The sequence below is a fragment of the Cryomorpha ignava genome, assembly GCF_010686655.1.
GTDB classification, from domain to species: domain Bacteria; phylum Bacteroidota; class Bacteroidia; order Flavobacteriales_D; family Cryomorphaceae; genus Cryomorpha; species Cryomorpha ignava.
Window position 1 is genome coordinate 57,914 of the sequence record NZ_JAAGVY010000020.1, and the last position, 23,571, is coordinate 81,484.

General features: G+C 41.0%; 22 protein-coding genes. 9 read left to right on the forward strand and 13 right to left on the reverse strand.

The window, feature by feature from the left end:
* Positions 1 to 744 precede the first annotated feature (744 nt).
* The 9 genes from G3O08_RS11545 (at position 745) to G3O08_RS11585 (ending at position 9,516) form a co-directional block, all read left to right on the forward strand.
* Positions 745 to 1,800: an IS110 family RNA-guided transposase gene (locus tag G3O08_RS11545; RefSeq protein WP_163285529.1), complete on the forward strand. Its 1,056-nt coding sequence runs from the start codon at positions 745 to 747 to the stop codon at positions 1,798 to 1,800.
* A gap of 373 nt (positions 1,801 to 2,173) precedes the next feature.
* Entirely contained in the window at positions 2,174 to 3,070 is an 897-nt protein-coding gene (locus G3O08_RS11550; RefSeq protein ID WP_163285530.1) for a metal ABC transporter solute-binding protein, Zn/Mn family, read from the forward strand.
* Positions 3,067 to 3,849 (forward strand): metal ABC transporter ATP-binding protein, encoded by a 783-nt coding sequence (locus G3O08_RS11555; protein WP_163285531.1) that lies wholly within the window; start codon positions 3,067 to 3,069, stop codon positions 3,847 to 3,849. Before G3O08_RS11550 ends, G3O08_RS11555 begins: the two co-directional genes overlap by 4 nt.
* Positions 3,849 to 5,117 (forward strand): metal ABC transporter permease, encoded by a 1,269-nt coding sequence (locus G3O08_RS11560; RefSeq protein ID WP_163285532.1) that lies wholly within the window; start codon positions 3,849 to 3,851, stop codon positions 5,115 to 5,117. Before G3O08_RS11555 ends, G3O08_RS11560 begins: the two co-directional genes overlap by 1 nt.
* Positions 5,114 to 6,004: a metal ABC transporter permease gene (locus tag G3O08_RS11565; RefSeq protein ID WP_163285533.1), complete on the forward strand. Its 891-nt coding sequence runs from the start codon at positions 5,114 to 5,116 to the stop codon at positions 6,002 to 6,004. The genes G3O08_RS11560 and G3O08_RS11565 overlap by 4 nt, the downstream gene beginning before the upstream one ends.
* Before the next feature lie 173 nt (positions 6,005 to 6,177).
* Entirely contained in the window at positions 6,178 to 7,347 is a 1,170-nt protein-coding gene (locus G3O08_RS11570) for a 1-deoxy-D-xylulose-5-phosphate reductoisomerase (protein WP_163285534.1), read from the forward strand.
* Between the two features lie 31 nt (positions 7,348 to 7,378).
* Positions 7,379 to 8,698, forward strand: a complete 1,320-nt coding sequence (gene rseP / locus G3O08_RS11575; RefSeq protein ID WP_163285535.1) for an RIP metalloprotease RseP — start codon at positions 7,379 to 7,381, stop codon at positions 8,696 to 8,698.
* Between the two features lie 60 nt (positions 8,699 to 8,758).
* The gene (locus G3O08_RS11580) at positions 8,759 to 9,112 is read left to right on the forward strand and encodes an Hpt domain-containing protein (protein WP_163285536.1); all 354 of its coding nucleotides are present in this window, start codon (positions 8,759 to 8,761) and stop codon (positions 9,110 to 9,112) included.
* Between the two features lie 17 nt (positions 9,113 to 9,129).
* Positions 9,130 to 9,516: a response regulator gene (locus G3O08_RS11585; RefSeq protein ID WP_163285537.1), complete on the forward strand. Its 387-nt coding sequence runs from the start codon at positions 9,130 to 9,132 to the stop codon at positions 9,514 to 9,516.
* Between the two features lie 476 nt (positions 9,517 to 9,992).
* Here the strand turns inward: G3O08_RS11585 and G3O08_RS11590 are convergent, their stop codons facing one another.
* From G3O08_RS11590 to G3O08_RS11650, 13 genes are all read right to left on the reverse strand, one after another.
* Entirely contained in the window at positions 9,993 to 10,367 is a 375-nt protein-coding gene (locus G3O08_RS11590) for a hypothetical protein (protein WP_163285538.1), read from the reverse strand.
* A 4-nt stretch (positions 10,368 to 10,371) separates the two neighbouring features.
* Positions 10,372 to 11,298 (reverse strand): RHS repeat-associated core domain-containing protein, encoded by a 927-nt coding sequence (locus G3O08_RS11595; RefSeq protein ID WP_317164061.1) that lies wholly within the window; start codon positions 11,296 to 11,298, stop codon positions 10,372 to 10,374.
* Positions 11,295 to 11,657 (reverse strand): hypothetical protein, encoded by a 363-nt coding sequence (locus tag G3O08_RS11600; RefSeq protein WP_163285540.1) that lies wholly within the window; start codon positions 11,655 to 11,657, stop codon positions 11,295 to 11,297. Before G3O08_RS11600 ends, G3O08_RS11595 begins: the two co-directional genes overlap by 4 nt.
* A gap of 27 nt (positions 11,658 to 11,684) precedes the next feature.
* Positions 11,685 to 13,325, reverse strand: coding sequence for a LamG-like jellyroll fold domain-containing protein (locus G3O08_RS11605; protein WP_163285541.1), 1,641 nt, complete (start codon positions 13,323 to 13,325; stop codon positions 11,685 to 11,687).
* Between the two features lie 250 nt (positions 13,326 to 13,575).
* Positions 13,576 to 14,271 (reverse strand): toxin-antitoxin system YwqK family antitoxin, encoded by a 696-nt coding sequence (locus G3O08_RS11610; RefSeq protein WP_163285542.1) that lies wholly within the window; start codon positions 14,269 to 14,271, stop codon positions 13,576 to 13,578.
* A 1-nt stretch (position 14,272) separates the two neighbouring features.
* A complete protein-coding gene (locus tag G3O08_RS11615; protein ID WP_163285543.1) occupies positions 14,273 to 16,303 on the reverse strand; it encodes a LamG domain-containing protein in 2,031 nt (676 codons plus the stop codon).
* Positions 16,304 to 16,471: 168 nt separating this feature from the next.
* On the reverse strand, positions 16,472 to 16,840 hold the full coding sequence (locus G3O08_RS11620; RefSeq protein ID WP_163285544.1) for a hypothetical protein: 369 nt from the start codon (positions 16,838 to 16,840) through the stop codon (positions 16,472 to 16,474).
* Positions 16,841 to 16,933: 93 nt separating this feature from the next.
* Entirely contained in the window at positions 16,934 to 17,428 is a 495-nt protein-coding gene (locus G3O08_RS11625) for a hypothetical protein (RefSeq protein ID WP_163285545.1), read from the reverse strand.
* 21 nt (positions 17,429 to 17,449) lie between these two features.
* Positions 17,450 to 19,456 (reverse strand): LamG-like jellyroll fold domain-containing protein, encoded by a 2,007-nt coding sequence (locus tag G3O08_RS11630; RefSeq protein ID WP_163285546.1) that lies wholly within the window; start codon positions 19,454 to 19,456, stop codon positions 17,450 to 17,452.
* 168 nt (positions 19,457 to 19,624) lie between these two features.
* Entirely contained in the window at positions 19,625 to 20,542 is a 918-nt protein-coding gene (locus tag G3O08_RS11635; RefSeq protein WP_204336858.1) for a hypothetical protein, read from the reverse strand.
* Positions 20,543 to 20,568: 26 nt separating this feature from the next.
* Positions 20,569 to 21,192, reverse strand: coding sequence for a hypothetical protein (locus G3O08_RS11640; protein ID WP_163285548.1), 624 nt, complete (start codon positions 21,190 to 21,192; stop codon positions 20,569 to 20,571).
* 340 nt (positions 21,193 to 21,532) lie between these two features.
* Positions 21,533 to 21,949, reverse strand: coding sequence for a hypothetical protein (locus G3O08_RS11645; RefSeq protein WP_163285549.1), 417 nt, complete (start codon positions 21,947 to 21,949; stop codon positions 21,533 to 21,535).
* Positions 21,949 to 23,571 (reverse strand): RHS repeat-associated core domain-containing protein (locus tag G3O08_RS11650; protein WP_204336859.1); only part of this gene is annotated, 1,623 nt, incomplete at its 5' end. The genes G3O08_RS11645 and G3O08_RS11650, both read right to left, overlap by 1 nt.

Genomic DNA, 23,571 nt, shown 5'->3' on the forward strand with positions numbered 1-23,571 from the left:
ATTTTCAATGCTTTTAAAATTTTCATTAACTGATTCCCCTTGAGTGTACCAGTAAATTGATAACATTAGTATTGTGACCTCGGTCAATTGGCGTAAAACCTCGTCACATCGAGTGAATCCACAGCTTTTAGAGATGAATATTAACTAGTTATAGATACTCGCTGTGGATTTGTATCGAGATGTATAACATAAGTTAAGTCGATAAAAAATAAAGCAAAAAAAGCCATTTTAGATTTGAAAAATAAGTTCCCTTCGCAATATGAAGAACAAAATTTCGGCTTCGCACTTCGACAGGCTCTGCATAAGACATCTCGATACAATTTTAAACCTAAGAATCTCTAACTCGCTACGCTCGTCCATACGGAGTCCTTCCAGTCCTAAGAGTTTCTAAGATTAAAAACCACTATCATTGACGTATTGTATCAAGTGTTGATATACAGCATTTTAGTCGTGTGCGCTCCGCAGCGGTATCTACCCTGCGGAAAACATCTATAAATTATAGACTGAACATTTTAAAGCAGCGGTTATCAATATTTACTTGAAATTAATGGCCGCAGGGGTAGATACCCAGCGGAGCAGTTTTCTAAGCTTTAACGTCATCATATCCGTTTTTCAATTTTTTATTGAAGCAGATCTCGATGTGACGTGATATAAATCGGCTTGAAACATCATTTATAAAACATCCGAAAAATTACAAATTGCTAAGTGGATGCTCCCACTTCTATAGCATGAAAAACACTATTCGTGGATTACAATCGTATTCTTGGAATGAACATTCGTTTACCGGTAAGTTTCGGGGGAATCAGTAAAACTTACAATGAAACTGTCGGAGTGGATATATCCAAACTCACCATTGACGTTCATCTGCACCTGATTAATCAGCATAAGCAATTTGCAAATAATGCTAAGGGATTTAAAGCCTTGCTCGCTTGGATCAAGAAGCATAAAGTAAAGTCAGATGAAGTTTACTTCTGTTTCGAACATACTGGTCTGTATTCACTTTCTTTAGCAGCTTTTCTAGCTGAAAAGAACATACTGTTCTCTATGGTATCCGGTTTGGAAGTTAAACGTTCGATGGGTGTTGTGAGAGGAAAGAATGATAAAGTAGACGCTGCCCGCATCGCAGAATACGCTCATTTACGTCGGGACAAACTCAAAAAAACAGTACTTCCATCAAAAGAAGTGTTGAAGATAAAGAATTTACTAGCGATACGCGAAAGAATGGTTACGCAAAAGGGAGGCTATAAGGCATCATGTAAGGAGTATTCATCGGTACTCAAAAAAAGTGAAGTGAAGGTGCTCATCCATACCCATTCTAAACTTATAAAAGTCTTGGCGCAGGAAATCAAAGAAGTTGAAGCTGAAATTATGAAAATCATTAGGTCAGATGAGACTATTAATAATTTATACAAACTGGTAACTTCCATAAAAGGAGTAGGTTTTGTCCTGGGAGCTAGTTTAATAGTTACCACTAACTGTTTTACCGCTTTTGAAAATGCTAGGCAATATGCTTGTTATACAGGAATTGCTCCTTTTCCTTTTCAGTCCGGCACCAGCATTAAAGGGAATACAAAAGTAAGTAAGATGGGTAACCAGAATATGAAAAAATTACTATTAATGGGTGCGTCATCTGCCCGCCAACACGATCCAGAGATAAGGCAATATTACCTTAAACGCATCGAAAAGGGTAAAAATAAAATGAGCACATTGAACGTGATCAAAAACAAATTAATACACCGCGTATTTGCAGTAGTAAAAAGAGGAACGCCTTATTTATCGATTGCTAAATATGCATCCTAATATATGTTGAAAACTCCAGATGAGGATATCAACATTGTTGATAACTTCATTTGGTTTAATCTTAGAATACGCACTCAATATGATCGTCGGGTCACGCCAGCGTATTGCTCATCTCGAGACTAGAGACTTGCGACTCGCGACTAATATAAGATCGCCATTCATAAAAACTTAACGAGTTCACGGGCATATTGCTCATCTCGAGACTAGAGACTTGCGACTCGCGACTAATATAAGATCGCCATTCATAAAAACTTAACGAGTTCACGGGCATATTGCTCATCTCGAGACTAGAGACTTGCGACTCGCGACTATTCTTAGATCGCCATTAATAAAAACTTAGACAAGTCTAAATTTTTTCCGACCTTTGCTCCGTATGAGATATCTATTATTCTGCTTAATCATCAGTGTAGGATGCACTTCTGCACCAAATGAAGGTTCCCAAAAATTAAAAATTGTTTGTACCACAGGCATCATTGCTGATGCTGTATCTGAAATCACAAACGACTCCTGTATCGTAATCTCACTTATGGGGCCAGGCACGGATCCGCATTTGTTTAAGCCTACCAAGGAAAGTCTGGATGACATGGCTTCTGCCGATATAATTGTTTCAAACGGTTTGCACCTGGAAGGAAGAATGCAGGATATTTTGCATAAGCTTGAACGAACTAAAAAAGTTATTTTCCTGGGCGAAGCACTCGATAGTGAAACAAAGTTGTATGGCGATGAAGCCAAAAAAATTCCCGATCCACACATCTGGTTTGATGTGGAAATTTGGAAAACCGTAATAACTTACCTCGGCGATGAGCTTTTGCAGGTAGCTCCTGAATGCACTGATCCTGAAAGAATTATAGCCTACACAACGCAGTTAGAAGATCTAGATATTTGGGTTTCCGAAGAGATGAGCTCAATACCTGAACCGCAGCGCGTACTAATCACCGCTCACGATGCATTCTCTTACTTCGGAAGGGCTTACAATACAGAAGTAATTGGCCTTCAGGGCATTTCTACAATGGCCGAATATGGAATACGGGATGTAACAAATCTAGTTGATCTGGTCATTTCCAGAGAAATAAAGGCCGCTTTCGTTGAAACCAGCGTATCGTCCCGATCAATAGAAGCAGTAATTGCAGGATGTAAAGACCGCGGCTATAACGTAAAAGAAGGTGGCTCTCTATATTCTGATGCGCTGGGCGGCAAAGACAGTGGTGCGGCAACTTATATTGATATGGTGAAAACCAATGTATCAACCATTAAAAAAGCATTGAAATGACCGTTCTCGAAGCACATAATCTCACAGTTAGTTACGACAAGCAACCCGTACTTTGGGATATCGATTTTGAAGTGCCCGAAGGAAAACTTGTGGGTATAATCGGCCCTAATGGATCGGGAAAAACCACTTTGCTAAAAGCTGCTATGGGTTTGCTTCCCGCAGATAGCGGATACGTAAAGGTTTTTGGAAAGCCTATTGACGAGGTTCGCGAGCGCATGAGCTATGTGCCCCAACGCCAATCGGTTGACTGGGATTTTCCGGCAACGGTAATGGATGTTTGCAAAATGGGTCGATACCGACAGGGCAAGCTCTTTGGAAGGCTTTCTAAACTAGATAAAGAAATTGCTGCCGATGCGCTGGAGCGAGTGGGAATGACGGCCTACAAAAATCGGCAGATTGGCGAGTTGAGCGGAGGCCAGCAGCAGCGCGTTTTTATTGCTCGATCACTTGCGCAGCAGGCAGATTTATACCTTATGGACGAACCTTTTGTGGGTATAGATGCCGCAAGCGAATCGGCTATTATTAAACTTCTCGAAGATATGCGGAGCGAAGGTAAAACTGTAGTCTTGGTTCACCATGATTTGCATACTGCTATTGAGTTTTTTGACTGGATAGTCTTGCTCAACACCCGCCTTGTGGCTTCCGGGCCAAAGGTGGATGTGCTGAACGAAGAAAACCTTAGAGTAGCTTATGGCGGAAAACTTACGTTGCTTAACCGTGTGGCAGAGCTTGTTAGGAAAGAAGAGTTTCCGATTCGCGAAAAGAAAAAAGTGGATTAATGAGCGTAAACTTAATATGGGTAATCATTGGTTGCGCCCTTATAGGTGGTGGCGCTTCGTTGGTTGGCACATTTGCGTTTCTGCGCAAGCAATCGCTTGTGGGCGATGCGGTGGCACACTCGCTTCTGCCTGGTGTTGCACTTTCATTTCTCATTTTTGAAGAAAAGAATCTTTGGGTTCTTTTTCCGGGAGCCCTCATTGCCGGATGGCTAAGTTTATTGAGTATTGACGCCATTCGCAACTACAGTAAAATCAAGTCAGATACGGCAATTGCGATTGTGCTAAGCGTCTTTTTTGCCGTTGGAATTGTATTGCTCACCCACATTCAGCAAGGCGCGTATGGAAATCAGTCAGGTCTTGAGTCTTTTCTATTTGGTAAGGCGGCTTCCATGCTTCCGCGAGATATTTACCTTTTTGTGTTGGTAGATGTCATTTTGATAGGAGCCATCCTTATTTATTACCCTTTTTTAAAACTCTATTCATTCGATCCGGATTTTGCAAAAGGTGTTGGCCTTCCGGCAAAATGGCTGGAGTTTTTGCTCTCTACACTCACTGTATTGGCTGTAGCCAGTGGCATACAAGCGGTAGGCGTGGTACTTATGGCGGCCCTGATTATAACGCCTGCGGCTGCAGCAAGATTTTACACCAAAAGACTTAGCCACATGCTTTTCCTCGCACTGGCTTTTGGAATGACAAGTGCTGTTGGTGGCGTATTAATCTCATATACAGCCCCTTCCATGCCCACAGGGCCGTGGATTGTTGTGATTTTAAGCCTTATGGCAATTTTCACTTTCCTGATGGCTCCGCGAAAAGGAATTATTCATAGAAATGCAATGCGCAAAAAACACGTGGCAAAAATGAATACTGAAAACGTGCTAAAACTTTTCTACATTTTTCAAAAAGAAAAGCAACACGATTTCCTAACGCTCACTGAGTTAAGCGCCGCACGCCATTTTGAAAGTCGTCAGCTGCAAACCGCATTAAAAAAACTCGAAAAGCAAAATTTTATTTCGCGTACGCCATCGGGTATGACACTTACCCAAAGAGGACTTGAAGAAGCAATGCGCGTAGTACGCCTGCATAGGCTTTGGGAGCTGTACCTAAATGAGCGGATGAATATGCCGCAAGACCACGTACACCACGCGGCCGATGCGATTGAGCACATTATCACACCCGAAATTGAAGAAGCATTACTCAAGGAATTGGGGTACCCAACAATTGATCCGCACGAATCACTGATTCCCGGAGTAATAAAAGCCGAATCATGAACGATTTTTGGATTATACTAACCGGTATTCTTGTCGCACTAAGCTGTGGACTACTAGGGGTATTCTTGATTTTGCGAAAAATGGCGATGGTTGGCGATGCTATTTCGCACGCCGTGCTTCCCGGAATTGTTATTGCTTATTTAGTTGCCGAATCGAGAAATGCAATCGTTATGCTGATTGGCGCAGCGGCTTTTGGTCTGCTCACCACTTTTATGATAGAATGGTTCTATCGCCGCGCGCGGATACAAGCTGATGCTTCTATCGGAATTACCTTTACCTGGCTCTTTGCTATTGGTGTAATCCTCGTCAGTCTCTACACAGGTAATGTCGATCTCGATCAGGAATGCGTTCTTTATGGCGACATTGCATACATCCCTTTTAACTTGCTTTGGATTGGCGATAACTCTTTTGGCCCCGCCCCAATTTGGCTTCAAGGTGGAAATCTCATCCTCGTCATTCTCGGGATAATTTTCGGCTTTCGCGGACTCTTTATTACGAGTTTCGATGCGGGTTTTGCAGGTGGTCTCGGTATAAAAACAGGCGTTTGGCACTACTTACTGATGGGTGCGGTTTCGCTAACTGTTGTGCTTAGCTTTAATGCCGTAGGTGCCATTCTGGTGGTTGCTTTTCTGGTAGTTCCACCGGCAACAGCTTATTTGTTAAGCAAAAATCTTACAACTATGCTTTGGTTTACAGCTTTGTTTGGAATCGCATCTGCCGTAGGTGGGTTTTATCTTGCCGTTTGGTGGAGTGCATCCATATCGGGAAGCATGGCAGTAGCGGCAGGAGCTTTATTCTTCCTGGTATTTATGGGGGTGCGTATCAATGTTATTTTGCGCCAGAAACAGCACAAACGCGAATTTCAATTCAATACAGCTAAAGCATGAAATTTCAATCACAATAATTCACGATGACCTCAAATTTTCTTTTCACTATTTGATTTGATTCCCCGAAAGGGAACCCCAACAAGCGCTCAAAAGACGCAGAAAATCAGCTTTATGTCTAAATAACATCTCTACCGACTTCTTACTGCTTCCATTCTCGTATCTTTGCACCTTTTATGAGCGAAAATCAAAAGAAACATATTGCCATTCTGGGCTCTACGGGATCCATTGGTACTCAAGCTCTGGAAGTTATCGCGGCAAATAGCGATAGATTTCAGGTTGAAGTGCTCACTGCGCACTCTAATGCCGACTTGCTTGCAGAACAGGCTTTAAAATTTAAGGCCAATGCGGTGGTAATTCACGATGAATCGAAGTATAAAGCTTTAAAAGATCGCCTCTTTGACGAAGGTATAAAAGTCTTTTGTGGAAGGGACGCTCTGGCCGAAGTGGTTGAAATGGAAACCATTGATTTGGTACTCACCGCCCTGGTTGGATTTGCTGGCCTCAAACCTACTATGCGCGCTATTGCAGCCGGTAAGCAAATTGCCTTGGCAAATAAAGAAACGCTTGTCGTAGCGGGCGAACTTATTACCAAAGCGGCAAGAGAGAAAGGTGTAAACATTTACCCTGTTGATTCAGAGCACTCGGCTATTTTTCAATGTCTTAGCGGCGAGTTTCACAATCCGATTGAAAAAATTTATTTAACAGCAAGTGGTGGCCCCTTTCGGGGAATGTCGCTTCAGGATCTAAAATCTGTTACGCCTGCTCAGGCCCTAAAGCACCCCAATTGGGACATGGGTGCAAAAATCACAATAGACTCTGCATCAATGATGAACAAGGGACTTGAAGTGATTGAAGCGAAATGGTTATTCGGCTTAAAGCCGGAACAGATTGATATTGTTGTCCATCCACAATCTATTATTCACAGCATAGTGCAGTTTGAAGATGGAAGCATGAAAGCACAGATGGGTCTTCCTGATATGAAACTCCCAATCCAATATGCCCTGGGATATCCCGAAAGAATAAAATCAGATTTTCCGCGGTTTGACTTTATGAAATACCCTCAGCTTACTTTCGAAAAACCGGATTACAAGGCTTTTAGAAATCTTCAATTTGCATTTGACGCCATGCAAAAAGGCGGAAACGCGCCATGCGTGCTAAATGCTGCAAATGAGATAGCTGTAAAAGAATTTTTAGCTGGCAACATCGGGTTTCTAGCCATGTCTGATCTCATAGAAGATTGCCTTCAAAACGTTACGTACATTGCTCAGCCCCGGTTAGAAAATTATTTTGAAACCGATAGCGAAACAAGAGCCTATGCTAGTTCAAAGATTTCGTCGTTATAGTTAAGAAACCTATTTTTAAAGAAACAAAATAATGGATTTTGCCATAAAGGTAACTCAGTTTTTTCTAAGCATTTCGCTTCTGGTCGTGCTCCACGAATTGGGGCATTTTATTCCGGCACGGCTGTTTAAGACCCGTGTAGAGAAGTTCTACCTCTTTTTTGACCCTTGGTTTTCTATTTTCAAGAAAAAAATTGGCGATACCGAATATGGAATCGGTTGGTTGCCTCTTGGCGGCTATGTCAAAATTTCGGGAATGATTGATGAGTCAATGGACACCGAGCAGCTCAAAGAACCGGCAAAACCTTGGGAATTTAGATCTAAGCCTGCCTGGCAACGACTTATCATTATGATAGGCGGAGTAACCGTAAATGTAATTCTCGCTTTCTTCATTTACGCAATGATGCTTTTTGCCTGGGGAAAAGAATATATTCCCAATGAAAACTTGGCCTACGGTGTATATGCGGATTCATTGATGATCGAAAACGGATTTCAGGAAGGCGATAAAATTTTGATGGTGGGCGACCACAAACCCGAAACACTCAATGAAGTAAATCAGGAAGTCCTTTTTGGTGATGCGCGTAGCATAAAAATTTCCAGAGATGGAAAAGAAATGGATATAAGCCTTCCGGACGATATTGATCAGCAAATGCTGGCTTCGGGAGTACAATCAATTTTTTACGAGCGCTATCCAGCTGTAGTAGATTCTGTGTTTCCTGACAGCTATGCCGAAAAGGCAGGGTTGGTGAAAAATGATGTTATTCAGACCATTAATGGAAAACAATCGGACTCTTTTCAGGGCGTGGTTTCGCAATTGAGGAATTACAAAAATCAAAATATAAATCTTGGCATAACCCGAAATTCTGAACCCATAACAATCGACGTCGACGTTGACTCTCTTGGCCGTCTTGGATTCATGAATAAGTCACCTTTCGATTTTTTAGAAACGAAAAAGCAAGAATATACTTTCTTCGAAAGCTTTCCGGCTGGAGTAGAGGAGGGAACGGGTATTTTGGTAAGTTATGTACGATCACTAAAACTCATCTTCAGCTCCGAAGGAGTAAAACAAGTTGGGGGTTTTGGAACAATAGCGGGACTTTTTGGCGATTCGTGGAATTGGCCTCGTTTTTGGAACATGACAGCTTTACTTAGCATCATTCTTGCCGTAATGAACATTTTACCAATTCCGGCACTCGATGGCGGGCACGTGATGTTTCTCTTGTACGAAATGATTACCGGCCGTGAACCAAATCAAAAATTTATGGAATACGCTCAGCTCGTGGGAATTGCTATATTATTAACCTTATTGCTTTACGCCAATGGAATGGACTTTTTCAGGTGGTACAACAATTAACAAAATGAAACCATATGCGCAGAATTCACGTAACTATAGGTGTATTACTGCCCCAAACTTATGAAGAATCAAATAATAGATATTGAAGGACTTAGACGCCTTTCGGGAAATGACGAAGCATTTATTTCTGAGATTTTAAAACTCTATACCGATCAGGCAGCTAAAGATGTGATAGAACTTGAAAATGGCAGTTCGCTTGAAGACTGGAACTCTGTGCGCTTTGTCGTGCATCGTATGCGGTCATCGGCTGTTCCTCTGGGTTTAAAAGACCTGGTAGTGCTGCTTAAAAAAGTAGAGATGAAGCTGAAGGAGGATATATATGAAAATGTACAATCTGAAATTGAAAAAATTATTGCAATTTCAAAACACGCGATCGATGATGCGAAACATCAGTTGAGTCTCACGTCAGCATAATTTTTTACCTTTAAACAATGGCAAAGCCTAAATTACATAAAGACCACATTTTATTAGTTGATGATGAGATTATTACGCTGAAAATTACGCGTAAAGTTCTTATGGAGCACGGGTATAATGTTGACATCGCCTCAAGCTCATCAGAAGCAATGAACCTTCTGGGCAATGCAACTTATCAGCTTGTCATTGTAGATATTACCATGCCCTCAATCAGTGGGTTTGACCTCATACAGCTTATGCAAAGTTTTGATTACAATGTGCCAGTAATCTTTTTGAGTAATAGCGACAACGACTGGACAATTGAAGAATCGTATAATGTAGGTGCCAAACGCTTTGTAAGTAAGGAGCGTGAGTTTAATTATCTCCCTTCTATTGTAAAAGAAGTGCTTACAACAGTGCCTTAGATCACTTCCAACTTTTCTAGTCTATTACCTTTTTGTTTTCCTCGCAGATTTTAAAATCCATCTATTTCTATATTCTCACCGTTAAATCGCACAGGCTCTGGATGTCTCTCTGGATTATTTGGTGGGATCTGCTGATGTTATCGTAAAGGATAAAAAAATGCTTTACCGTTTGGAACTCCTGGAGAAGATTTCACAAGAAGATAAAAACACTATTCTTAAAGTGGTCGATTCTTTCCTAAAAGAAGCGCAGCTAAATTCTACTCAAAATAGATTGGCTTAAACACGCAGCCCGCCATTAAACTTAGACTTTCTTTTTTCTCTATTGCAAAGGATGCTTTTTAATGCCCCAGCATTACAAATCAGAGATCAAGCAGATGGCATGATGCAGGGTAGCGGGGTTCCTATATTTTACACCTAAAAAGCATACACATCTTGAGTAACTTAGCATATACAGTATATTGGATCAATGATTCTTTTTATTCTTTAGAAGGAAAATCAAAATATCCAGAATCTAATTTACTATAATTATCAGAAAAATATAAAGTATATTGATCAAATCTATCTTCAACAATTTTTAGATTGATAATTTGCCCAGAAACGGTATCTATGCTAATATATATTGTGCGTTCAACTAAAGAATCAAAATTAAGAAACAGAGAAACTGTTCGTATGTTAGTAATTGAATCATGAAATGATCTAGAATTAAAGGCTATGTTTCTAACAAATTCATCGGAATATATTTGATTATTTGGGGAAGAATTTATATTCTGTGAATCAGGGCTCTTCTCTTTTACGCCTTCACATCTGATAAAAGCAGCAATTACTAGTAGGCAAAACAAAAAGTTCTTCATATTATCATTCAGTTTCTGAGCTAACCCTACCTGCTGAGTCAAGCGAATATCGGGTATTGTCTTGTTTATAGCTTGCGCCTCCGGATTGTTCAATAATTTTATCAATAATGGGACGGACACGTGAATCCTGATCTCCTCCTGCACTATTAATAATACCTTTAACTTTAATGGTTTGATTAAAGGTGTTTTTTGCACTAACTTCTACATCGCTTGTAAATAAGACCGCACCTGGAGCTCCAGCAGAGCTACCGGTAGACTGAACCATAGTGTTTTCCGAAACTGTTCCAGCCAGTTCCTCTTGCTCATATAGATTAGACAGAGCGCTTAGAGTAAAGTTCTTAGTCATTCTTTGATTTATATTTATTTCATCCGCAGTTCGTCTAGGCGTTTGAAATTCGGTTAGATCATCTTGGCCTAAAAGATTCAAAGTAGCCAATGCTTCCAATTTCTGCTTGGGATTCATTCCTTGAGAATCTCGTATATTCTGTCTTGCACTTCTTAATGTCATTACGGGATTTCCATCACCATCTCTTTCACTAAAAGTAAATCCAAATATTGTAGACCCATCGGAACGACTCCCTAAATTTACATACTCTATACGTGAAAGTACATCTGGAACTTGTCCAAAAATACTGGCAAACACCGTTTCTAATTGTGGTCTAGCTTGTGCATTCACAGGCACAATACTTTCTCCACCAATGTCTATAAACATAACTGGGCTGTTGCCAGCATAATTATAAGGAGAAATAGATGGATATTTCTGATATAACGGATCTATGCTCAACCATCGTCCTAATCTTGAATCATAAATCCTAGCTCCGAAGTCTAATGAATTCCCCTTTCCCTTCACCTCATCATCCCGTTCCATACCGTTAAAGCCATACTTGTAAGCCTTAGCTAAACAACCAAACCGATCTAAATTGGTAGCTATTCCTGCTCGGGTTTCTCTTTACTTTCTTCTATCATGCGATTAGCCCGTTTTCGATATATATCATACTGCTTTCTAAGAAAATCTTCTCTTTCTTGTAAGCGAACTATTTCGTTACCATACATTAAACCTAAATAGTAATTGGCTACAAAATTAGAAGAATCCTCCTCTAATATTTGAAAACATATACTTTCTGCTTTCTCCAGTAAAAAAGGCTCAAATTCACCTTTTTTATAGCCTTCATAGTAAACGGCATACAAGCACTGCATTTTATCTACGGCACTAAGGGTATCTTGATTATAAGCTATTAATGAGCAAAATACACCCAAAAATAGAAGTAAAATAGCTTTTTTTTCTTTCATTTTGTTATCAATAATATGAATTTAAATTTACGAAATTGGGGGGTCTTCCGCTGTTGGAAAGTCTGGAAGTGGATTTAACTCTTCTAAAATGTCTGGATGTGGCTTATTATATTTAAGAAGTGAATCGTTTTTCATATCTTCAGGTAGCCTTTTGTCTATTTGTGGCAATGGTTCATACTTTTTTGGTTTACTCGGTATGTCTTGTTGTTGGTCTAACGGATTAGGCGGTAATTCGAAGTACATCTTTTCCATAGGATCAATTTCATTCGGATCGATCTCAATGGGCACGAAATTATCAGGAGTAAGTGGTCTATCATTTTTTAATATGGGCTTAGGCTCACTTGATGGTTTTTCATTATTTAACAAGGGTTTTTCTTTATGTTTTTCAGGGTCAGCTGCTTCTAAGCCTTCAAGTTCTACCATTTGAATAACTTTATTCTCGCTAAAAGCATAAGTGCTATTCCAAGGATAATCCCTAAATAACGGATCAACCGCAAAGAACCTTCCCAATCTTGGATCATGCATTCTGTACTTGTAATTGAGCGAGTTACCACTTCCTTTTATCTCATCGTCCTTCTCTTGTCCCTGGAACCCATACCGATACCCACCACTAGCCATTTCACCTTCTTCACCTTCAAAATCACCACAACCCATTCCATAAAGTTCATCCACCTCCGTAGCATCCAAAGCTCGATGGTAAACCACAAATTCATCAAAACCGGCTTCCAGATACTTCCCATTATCCATCTTACCTATCAATATCTCACGCGCCGGATTATTATTAATCGCTCCCGTACCTACCGCTTGGGTTGCAATCAAACTGCCATCAATATAAAGCTTGATATTAGACCCTTCGCGCACTCCTACCAAATGATACCATGAGCCTATTGCTAACGGACTGCCCGCTGCTGTGTATTTCGTTGTACCAATCTCTATAGCAAACTGCGGAGGGTTACTACCCGAGCCACCATTTGATATAGCCAAATACCACTCATTATTACCTGGCTGCTGGCCAGAATGCCACTTACCTGCGGCTATCGTATGATTCCAACTGCTATTGTTAACCAATTTCTTAACCCAAATACCAACCGTGAAATCAGTAGATCCAAAATCAAAGTCAGCATGATCTGCTATTTCGATGTAGGAGTTGGTGTTTCCGGCAGATTTAAGTGCTTCGCCAGGATCGCCGTCCCGGTCGTTTATATTTGTCATGCTGTTCAAAGTCGCATCATGCCCACTGCCATTCGCCTCTACACCGTCACCATCAAAACACCATCTAAAGTCTGGTGCCAAGGGATTGACTTCACCCGTGCTTCCTGCAGTATAATTCGGCTCAAAGCTTTTTCGTGTTACACCAAAAGGCGAGTAATCATAAGCTCCTTCTATGATTGCGTTAAAACCGTCGATTGTTCCATCACTATTCGCATCAAGAGGTATCTTGTTGGCGTTAACTACCGTTGTTACATTGCCCAGGTGGTTCTTTAATTCATATTTGCGAGAGCCCCTCCACACAGGTTGAAAGTTTGCCGTACTTACCGCAGGAACAGGATAAACCGTGTCAGGATAGGTGTACATGCCTACCCTATCGCTGCCATATATATGGCGCTCACCAACAGTATAAACAATGCTCTCTGCCACCGTGTCGATATTTGCTTTATAAGTTGCCATGACGTTTCTCCCGATGGGTCGGGATGGTAATTTCTAAAGTTCTGCTAAGGCAGAAACTTTGAAATTTCTCACATTCGCATCACGAATATAATCATACCCTCGTAAAAAATATAATAAAACAAAAATTTATGGTAGGATGCCGAGGAAATAGCTGTTTAGTCCAATTTTTTTTATTGGACTATTACAGATATACAATCGGTATAATTTGAATACAGTAATGTGCCTGATGGGCTGTAAACTTTCTTAGCATCTATCGATCATTTTCAAGCAATATACCTTCTTTCCAATACTGAACTGTAGAAATAGTTCCATCTTCATTATAGAAGATTTTCTTACCATCAATTTTATCGTTTTTATAAAACCATTGTGCCCTTATACTGCCATTACTGTAAAAATCTTGATATATTTCATTTGTTTTATCATCTCTAAATTCTTGAAACACTGCCAAACTTCCATTGGGATAATATTCTTTGTAATAACCATCTTTCAAACCATTATTATAAATCATCTCTGAAAATAATTCACCTGTTTTATAGTATCGATATTGCATTCCATTCGGAACAACAAAACCTTCTGAAATCGTATTTAGTGATAAGTCTCGCTCAAATTCGTAGATGTGACCTTTCCTATCATTAGGAGTTATTATGGAAATAAAATTCACACAGTAGCCTGATTCATCGAAACCCAAATAAACAGCAACTGAGTCAAAATCAACCCATACTGTTTTAAGCCTGTTCTTACCATGAAAAGTTTGCGATGAAAAAATATCTCCATTGCGATACACTTCTCGAAGCGAATACTCTTTTTGATTTGGATCCCATTCTGGTACTGAGTCTATAACAACGCTATCAACCTCAAAAAACACCTCTCTGTAATTTACATTTTGCGCAGAGATACCACTGTGGTAAAACCAAATAAAGCATGTAATGACTATTACTTTTTTCATATTAAAAGGATACTGAAGTAGTTTTTCTCATTTCTTTTTTACCTTGTTGATTTTGATCCCCACTTTCTGCTCTTGAAGGTAAGGGAATAGTTGTCAAATTAGGGTTTCCGGTAGCAAATGATTCACCTTTTGACACTAATTTGAATATATTATCAGCTTGAACGATTGAACCTGCTTTTCCTCCACGAGACAAACCTGGCGGTATAGGCAAACCACTACCTTGTAAAAATCTTTGACCAGGGTTTTGTGGAGTTAGATTAAACCCAAGTGGCAAATTTGGTTCTAATGACGGCGCATTCCCTGATGACGTTTCTGCAATTCCACTAAGACCATTAACCTGAGACCTCACTTGATTCCCTCTAGAATCTAAAGCTATGCGCTGCCCAGTAGGAAATGGTTGAGTTAAAGTTTTATCTATACTTCGGTTATCACCATTGATGGATATTTGAGTTTGCCAACCAGCTCCTACGGGAATCGCTCGAGCAACAGACATATTCTCGGTCAATGTAAAAGCAGACGAGCCTGGTGCAGTATTACCAACATTAGCAGCACTTCCCGGCGCCACATAATTGCCAATCAAAGAACCAGTGTAAGCCGCCACAGCAATTCCATTTGTACCTACAGTGACATCGGTATTATGAATGAGTTGTGTAGTACCCACGCCAAATGTAGTTCTATCAGAGCCTTGAACTGATGTAACAACCTGTATCTGTGTTCTATAAACATTTCCTACCGCATCTATATAACGCGTTCTAATGAACTCTTCTTTTCCGTCTAAATCAATCGCAATAATTGGTTTATTACCTGCAAATTGATAAGGCGAGTAATATGGAAATTGCATGGTTAATGGATCCACACTTAAAAATCTCCCCAACCTTGTATCCTGTATTCGGGCTTTATAATTGATTGAGTTTCCTCTCCCTTTCACTTCATCATCTTTCTCCATCCCATTGAACCCATACCGATACCCTCCACTAGCCAATTCACCTTCGGCACCTTCAAAATCACCACAACCCATTCCATAAAGCTCATTAACCTCCGTAGCATCCAATGCCCGATGATAAACCACAAACTCATCAAAACCGGCTTTGAGAAACTTTCCGTTGCCCATCAAACCCAGTAATATATTGCGCGAAGGGACGGTGTTCACCACGGCCGCGCCCACATATTTGGTGCCAACCAACGTACCATCAACATACAGCTTAATGTAATCGCCTTCGCGCACGCCCACCAAGTGATACCAATCACCCACCGGTAGTGCCGTGCCTGCCGCCGTGTACTTGGTACTGCCGGCCTGGATGGCAAACTGTGGCGGGTTATTGCCCGAGCCACCATTTGATATGGCTAGATACCATTCATTTTGGCTCGCCTGCTGACCAGAGTGCCACTTACCGGCAGCAATAGTATGATTCCAGTTACTATTAAGCGCCAAACGCTTCACCCAAATACCAACCGTAAAATCATTTCCTCCAAAAACTAAATCCGCATCATGCTGAATTTCCATGTAAGAATTAGCGTTTCCTTGCGATTCAAGAGCATTGCCCGCCTGGCTGTTTCGGTCTGCGGTGGTGTTCATGCTATACAAAGTCGCATCATGCCCACTGCCATTCGCCTCTACCCCATCCCCATCAAAACACCATCTAAAATCAGGTGCCAACGGATTGGCTTCACCGCTGCTTCCTGCCGTATAATTCGGCTCAAAGCTTTTTCGCGTTACACCAAAGGGTGAGTAGTCATAAGCCGCTTCAATTATTGCGTCAAAGCCGTCTATCACTCCATCGGCATCGTCGTCTAGCGGTATCTTATTTGCGTTAATTACGGTGGTTACGTTGCCAAGGTGGTTCTTGAGTTCATATTTGCGATAACCCCGCCACACAGGCATAAAGTCTTCCGTGCTTGCTGCAGGCACAGGATAAACCGTATCGGGATAATTGTACATTCCAACGCGGTCGCTGCCGTAAATATGACGCTCATCTACTGTATAAACAGTACTCTCTGCTACCGTGTCGATATTTGCTTTATAAGTTGCCATGACGTTTCTCCCGATGGGTCGGGATGGTAATTTCTAAAGTTCTGCTAAGGCAGAAACTTTGAAATTTCTCACATTCGCATCACGAATATAGCCATACCCACGGAAAAAATAAAATAAACCAAAGATTTCTGGTATGATACCGAGGAAATAGCTGTTTAGTCCAATTTTTTATTGGACTATTACAGATATACAATCGGTATAATTAGAATATAGTAAAGTGCCAGATGGACTGTAAACTTTCTTAGCCAATCTGTTTCCCGATGGGTCGTAAGTAAAGGTTAAGTCTCTCTCGGCACTGCTGCCGGCGCGCAATATCGCCCGTATCTTCCCGTCGTTGCGCCAGTCTATATAGTTTATCTCTTCCTGCGCATCGTATATTAGCTGACCCAGTTCGTCGTATCGGTAATTGTTATCCGTAGCCACATTGTCTGATGTTCCATCAAAGTCACCCATATCGTCAATATCATCGTCAAAGGCGGTTTCGATTACGCTGTCTTTAACGTGGTAAAGCCGGTTTCTTCGTTTATTTCCACTCACACCTAAATCATACTTATAAGTAAGGCTGTCTATTTCAGTGCCGCTCTCGTCTTTGCGAAGTTGTTTTTCTATGTTTCCATTAATTAAGCTGCGTCAAACATTCCATTCGGGAAACCTATCTCTGACATAATCAGTTACTTTAGGCTTGTTCTCGGCAATAAGTAAATTTTTTATACTAAACAGATTTTTTTCATAGTTTTTTCTAACGTCTGTAATTGAACTTAAAGAAAATAGCAACTGCTGTTGAACCTCATCATCTTCTGAATACAATTCTAATAATCCCAAAATTCCATTCTCAATAGGATATCCGTAACATTTTCCAAGACACCACGCCGTGGTGATGGCAAATGGAAACCTATTGTTTAATCGATAAAAGAAATAATAAACTAAGATACTTGTGAATTCGTCAGTAAGCCTTAATTTTATGAGATTATCTTCATCAAAGAGAATGGAATAATCTTCGTTATATCTACTTTGAGTATGCCTTTCGGTTAATAAGCCTAAATCTTTTAAAGCATACATTGCTGTTTTTCCAGTGGTATTTTCCGATTTACGAATTACTTTAAATATTTCCTTTAGTGTATCCATTCTTAGAGTATTAATAAATATTTATTGTCGCAAGCTATGCCCTCTTAAAGCTTCAACTTCTATTCTATATAGAATTCCTTTATAATAAAATTCATGTGATAGATTCATTTGCGTATGACCCGGCACTATACCATAAGGGGGCGCATTTGCGACTCGAGCTGCCATTTTTTGAAATGCAGCAGCAAACTGTGGACTCATAACTAATTTTTTATGTTTGGATAAAGCTTGCGAATACACTGAATGTAGTGCAACATCCGCTTGCAAAACTGTAACGCCAACAGAAGCAAAATTATTAGCACTTTGACTAGCAATATTCGATTCCCCTGTCTGGAATTGCACTCGAAGAGTAGCCATATCTTCTTTCGCAACTCCTTTAACCTCATCAGGAAAAACAATAAATTCCTTGTTTCCAGGGCTATAGGGGTTCGTGTCAGCAGTGCCAAAAAGTGACCAAAGAGCAATTAATCCTACGCCTCTGGCATAAGGTGATAAAATAGGAGTAGGGGACGGTTGAACAGGTATTACCCTTGGAGTAGGAACTGGGATAGTAACAGGTGGAAGTACGAAGGCATTATCAGGTACATTATTTGGGCCACTTGTAATATTATAAGAAGTCTCCTCAGGCAGACCATATACGTCTTCTCCTGTTGCTCCACATCCTAAACATACTGCCTCTCCTCCAGCAATTGAACCGTCGCCTCCTCTTTCTCCTCCGTTCGGAGCAGTTGATCCAGCTGAACCCAAAGCATCCCCAGGCTTAACAGGATCTCCTGGATCTAGACCACTCGGATCAATGAAATATATAGGATTATTAGCGAACGAAGCATAAGGGCTTTCCCAATACTTTACTACAGGATCTATAGTTAACCATCTTCCTAATCTCGGATCTAGTTCTCTAAAGGGTGTTGTATAGCTATTCCCTTCACCCTTTATCTCATCATCCTTCTCCATACCGTTAAACCCATAACGATACCCACCACTAGCCATTTCACCTTCAAAATCACCACAACCCATTCCATAAAGTTCATCAACTTCCGTTGCATCCAAAGCACGATGGTAAACCACGAACTCATCAAACCCCGCCTCAAGATACTTCCCATTATCCATCTTACCAATCAATATCTCACGCGCCGGATTATTATTAATCGCTCCGGTACCAACAAACTCGGTATCAATTAAAGTACCATCAATATAAAGCTTGATATTATTCCCTTCACGCACACCTACCAGATGATACCACGAACCTGTAGCCAGCGGACTGCCCGCTGCTGTGTATTTCGTTGTACCAATCTCTATAGCAAACTGCGGTGGATTGCTCCCGGAGCCACCATTTGATATAGCCAGATACCACTCATTATTGCCCGCCTGCTGACCTGAATGCCACTTACCTGCAGCAATCGTATGATTCCAACTGCTATTATTAACCAATTTCTTAACCCAAATACCAACCGTGAAATCAGTAGATCCAAAATCAAAGTCGGCATGATCTGCAATTTCTATATATGAATTGGCATTTCCGGCGGTTTTAAGCGCTTTGCCCGTTTCACTATTCCGGTCGTCAATTAGAGTCGTACTATACAAAGTTGCATCATGACCACTGCCATTCGCTTCTATCCCATCACCATCAAAACACCATCTAAAATCAGGCGCCAATGGATTGGCTTCGCCATTGGTTCCTGCCGTGTAGCTCGGCTCAAAGGTTTTGCGGGTTACTCCAAAAGGTGAGTAATCATACGCCCCTTCTATTATCGCGTCAAAGCCGTCTATTATTCCATTGTCATCGTCGTCGAGCGGTATCTTATTGGCGTTAACGACTGTGGTTACGTTTCCGAGGTGGTTCTTTAATTCATATTTGCGGTAGCCGCGCCATACAGGTTGAAAAGAAGCTGTGCTGGCCGCAGGTATTGGATAAACCGTATCGGGATAGTTATACATCCCCACTCGGTCGCTACCATATATATGGCGCTCACCAACAGTATAAACGATACTCTCTGCCACCGTGTCGATATTTGCTTTATAAGTTGCCATGACGTTTCTCCCGATGGGTCGGGATGGTAATTTCTAAAGTTCTGCTAAGGCAGAAACTTTGAAATTTCTCACATTCGCATCACGAATATAGCCATACCCACGGAAAAAATAAAATAAACCAAAGATTTCTGGTATGATACCGAGGAAATAGCTGTTTAGTCCAATTTTTTATTGGACTATTACAGATATACAATCGGTATAATTTGAATATATCAATGTGCCAGATGGGCTGTAAACTTTCTTAGCCAATCTGTTTCCCGAGGGGTCATAAGTAAAAGTTAAGTCTCTCTCGGCACTGCTGCCGGCACGCAATATCGCCCGTATCTTCCCGTCGTTGCGCCAGTCTATATAGTTTATCTCTTCCTGAGCGTCGTAAATTAATTGACCCAGTTCGTCGTAACGGTAATTGTTATTGGTGGCTACATTGTCTGATGTTCCATCAAAGTCACCCATGTCGTCAATATCATCGTCAAAGGCGATTTCCCTTACCGTGTCGTTTACATGGTAAAGCCGGTTTCGTTTTCTTCCATGCACTCCCTCATCATACTTGTACGATAGACTGTCTATTTCTTTGCCGCTCTCGTCTTTGCGAAGTTGTTTCTCTATATTTCCATTGGCATCATACCCAAAGGTATTCTCATACATTCCATTATACGTAGTCCCCGCTGCCCACGTATTGGTGCTCGCCTCCAGATCGTCAAAGCTGCGCGCTTCGCTTATTCTGTGCAACTGGTCATAGACGTATGCATTTCCTATTGAAACCGCGCTGCGATCTGTCGGATCGGTAATGGTATTGACCATTGAACCAATATTCCCGTTGTAGAGATTGTGCCGGTTCGCATCAAGTTGGCTGCCCACTACCGAGGCTTCAAATCTATCGCTTACCGTATTCCATTTATTGGCTTGATCAATCGGTTTATAATCACCGGCAAAATAGCCCAGACTCAAACCATATACATCTTTGGCAAAGGTGGCATTGGGGTTGCCCGACTGGTACTGCCCGTCAAGACCCATATCGCGTTCTGTATTTAGGCTGTTAGAGTTTATCCCTTTTAACCATCCCTGCAAGGTATAAGCATAATCCATTCCCTGCACCAGGTTCTCACCCAACTCTACCCGCGCAAGCGGCCCGTGGTCATAGTAAAAATACTTGGCATATTGGTATCCGTATAATCCTGGGTTCTTATATTTAAATTCCAGCTGGTCCCGCTGTAAAATGCGGGATTGATGGTTGTAAAGCTTTCGCTTTCGCAAAAGCTAACAACCAGTCGAAGTTGAGCATAAACATTGGATGTCTCCCTACCCGTTGCCGATAGCAATCTACGCAAAGGATCATGTGTAAAAACCCGCAATAAATCTCCAGGACCTTGGGCATAAGTGTTTGCGGGAGCAGCATCATTTATAGATGTAATTGTTCCTTCCAGATCGTAGGTGTATTGCAGGTCTTGTCGTATTCCGGCATTCGGGGTATACGTATGACCGCTATGGTTGTAGAGCGCACTTCGCTGCCGCAGTACCCTAAAAGTTTTGGGATCGTAAGCATAACGGGTCATAATTTTGTTGCCGTAAGCAATCAATATCCTTTGCCCTCTGGCATTATATGCCACTTCCTTCACATACTCCGCTCCATCCATTTTCAGCGAAAGCAATGCTCCTCCCTTGTTGTATTCCGGATGCATCTCTTTCCCCGGCCCATCTCTATCTGCAGGATAGGTTGCCTTGCGGATGCGGTTCAAGGCATCGTATTCTTGAGTGATGGTATTTTTGTTACTGTCCAGGTGAGCAGGATTAAAGGTGTCCCAATTTACAACATATTTTTGATAGGCAGTAAGGGCATCGTCGGTTTGCTTATTGTTTTTGGGTTTTGTTCAGCCCTTAAAATCAGCCTAAATGCAAGCGGAATGGGGCAAAGGAAAAAAGAGAGAGAAAAAAGAAGGAAAGCAAGGCGGGAAAAGGGATAGCGGAAGAATGGAGCGGGTGTTGATAACTTTTGAGATTGTGAACCTTAGAAGAACCAAGACCGAAGGTTTAGGGCATAAAAAAGCCCAAGCTGTGAACTTGGGCTTAGACGATTTACTATTTTTTACCGTCAATCAACTTTCTATCGTGCTTTCTTAGCTTTCTAAGTAAAGTATCTCGTGGCATTTGTGATTTAGAAATGTCAAGATGATGGATTGCAAGAACCTTGGGATATGGGTAACAGATATAAAAAATACTGTCGTACAAAAACGGGGAAAATTTATCTACACTTTCCATCATTGGCGTTTCTCCCGTTAAATACTCTCTGTGTATCAAAACAGAATCGTTCTCGTTTAAAAGCTCAAAATCTATTGGCGATATATGCTCAAACACATCTAATTGAAAGAACTTCACTTGTAAATTCTCGCTTCCTTCAACTCTTTTTTGTCCTATTTCTTCGTATTTATTAGAAAAACAAGACGCAAGACCACAAGTCAAAAGAATGACAACTACTATATAATTCCCTTTTTTCATTATCGCTTCCTAATTAAGTCTTGGTCTAAAAGAATAAGATTTGCTTTTCCAAAATCTCTTGTAGAGCTTATTGATGCGGGTTTTATTGTATTCAACCTATCAGGAACACCAAAATTGCTTGATGTATATGGAGTATCAAAATAACGGGGATTAAAGCTCCTGTTTTTATATTGGCTATCGGTAAAAGTCCCAGGGTAGCTTCGATATACGTCAATAGCTTGTTCAGGTGATACAGGTTTAGTCATGGCTTCGACTTCACTTCTTTCCATTCCTTCAATAGTTCGATAAAAGCTCAACATATTTGATGGCAAATCTTCAGGTGAAAATGATGAGTCGCCCCTTCCTACTAAAGCACCAACAGCTTGAAATGATTCAAAAGCCATTGAAACATCTTGGAAAATCGCAAGGGCTACGGACTTCCTTTCATCAAGGTTAAGTCCTTCTTTAACTAAATACTGCCTTTCGATACCAATTGAAAAATCCCCAACTACTATATCTTGTTTGTAATTTACTGAATAGTAACCCCTATGGATTTGGTCGGAAGATGGTTCATTTTTTAACTGTCTCCACAGTTCCCCAACTCCTATATTAGGTTCATTCCTTTCTGTATCAGTAAACGCATGAGAATTATCTACCCAACCATAGTTAGCAGTAAATGACAATTTATCATTTAAAATAGCACTTTCATGCTTATCTCGTGGGGCAACGGCTGTAATTTCAACCGCATCTATCGAAGCTGTGTAAGTCTTGCCATCATCGCCAACGAACGTATCCCCCTTTTTAACAGGGTCGCCACCACCACCGCCATCATCCAAAGCACCCGTGGGGTCGGTTAAGTTGATTGGGTTGTTCTGTACATAATTGTAAGGCGTTAGCCAAGCTCGCTGTTCTTTGGCGGGGTCAACAGACACAAAACGGCAGAGCCACGGAGCATAATACCTTTGCCCATATTCGTACAATCCACTCTCCTCATCCTTCTCCTTCCCGTTATACCTGTATCGTTTGTATTGAAACCCACCAAAACTCGTCTCTCCAAAAGGATAATACTCCTCTCGGTTAATCAAAGAACCCGTAGTCTTCAAAACAGCATTGCAATTGTTCAAATGATCGCCAATCATATATTTAATCGCAAAAGTATTGTCATCCACATTATTTCCAACACGAATGGTAGCTATCAAGGCACCGTCATCAGAGATTTTAATCGTATTGAAAAATCGATCATTATCAATACTACCACCCACAGTCTTGGTATAAGTAGTCTCAAACATCCCGCCATCCATGTAAAAGGTTACTACAATCTTATTCCCTTTTCGAGTGTGTTTCTTTATCCTGTCGCCTTTAGCATTATAAAAATAATTGGTGTAAACAGAGGGCGTAGAAGTCCCGGCCTGATTTTTAAAAACAGCCAGTTTATCATTCGCTCCCCATTCATAATATCTGCTCTGACCTTCTTTGGTTAAGCTGCCGTTTGGGTCATAAGTATTTCCATAAGTCGTGCTATTTACTGTAAACCCCTTAAGCTTATTATCGGAACTGTCGTATGTGTAATCTCTGATAAAATCCTGATTGGCGTGACCATCGGCCACGTGCTTCAAATTTTGGATATTACCGATTTTATCGTA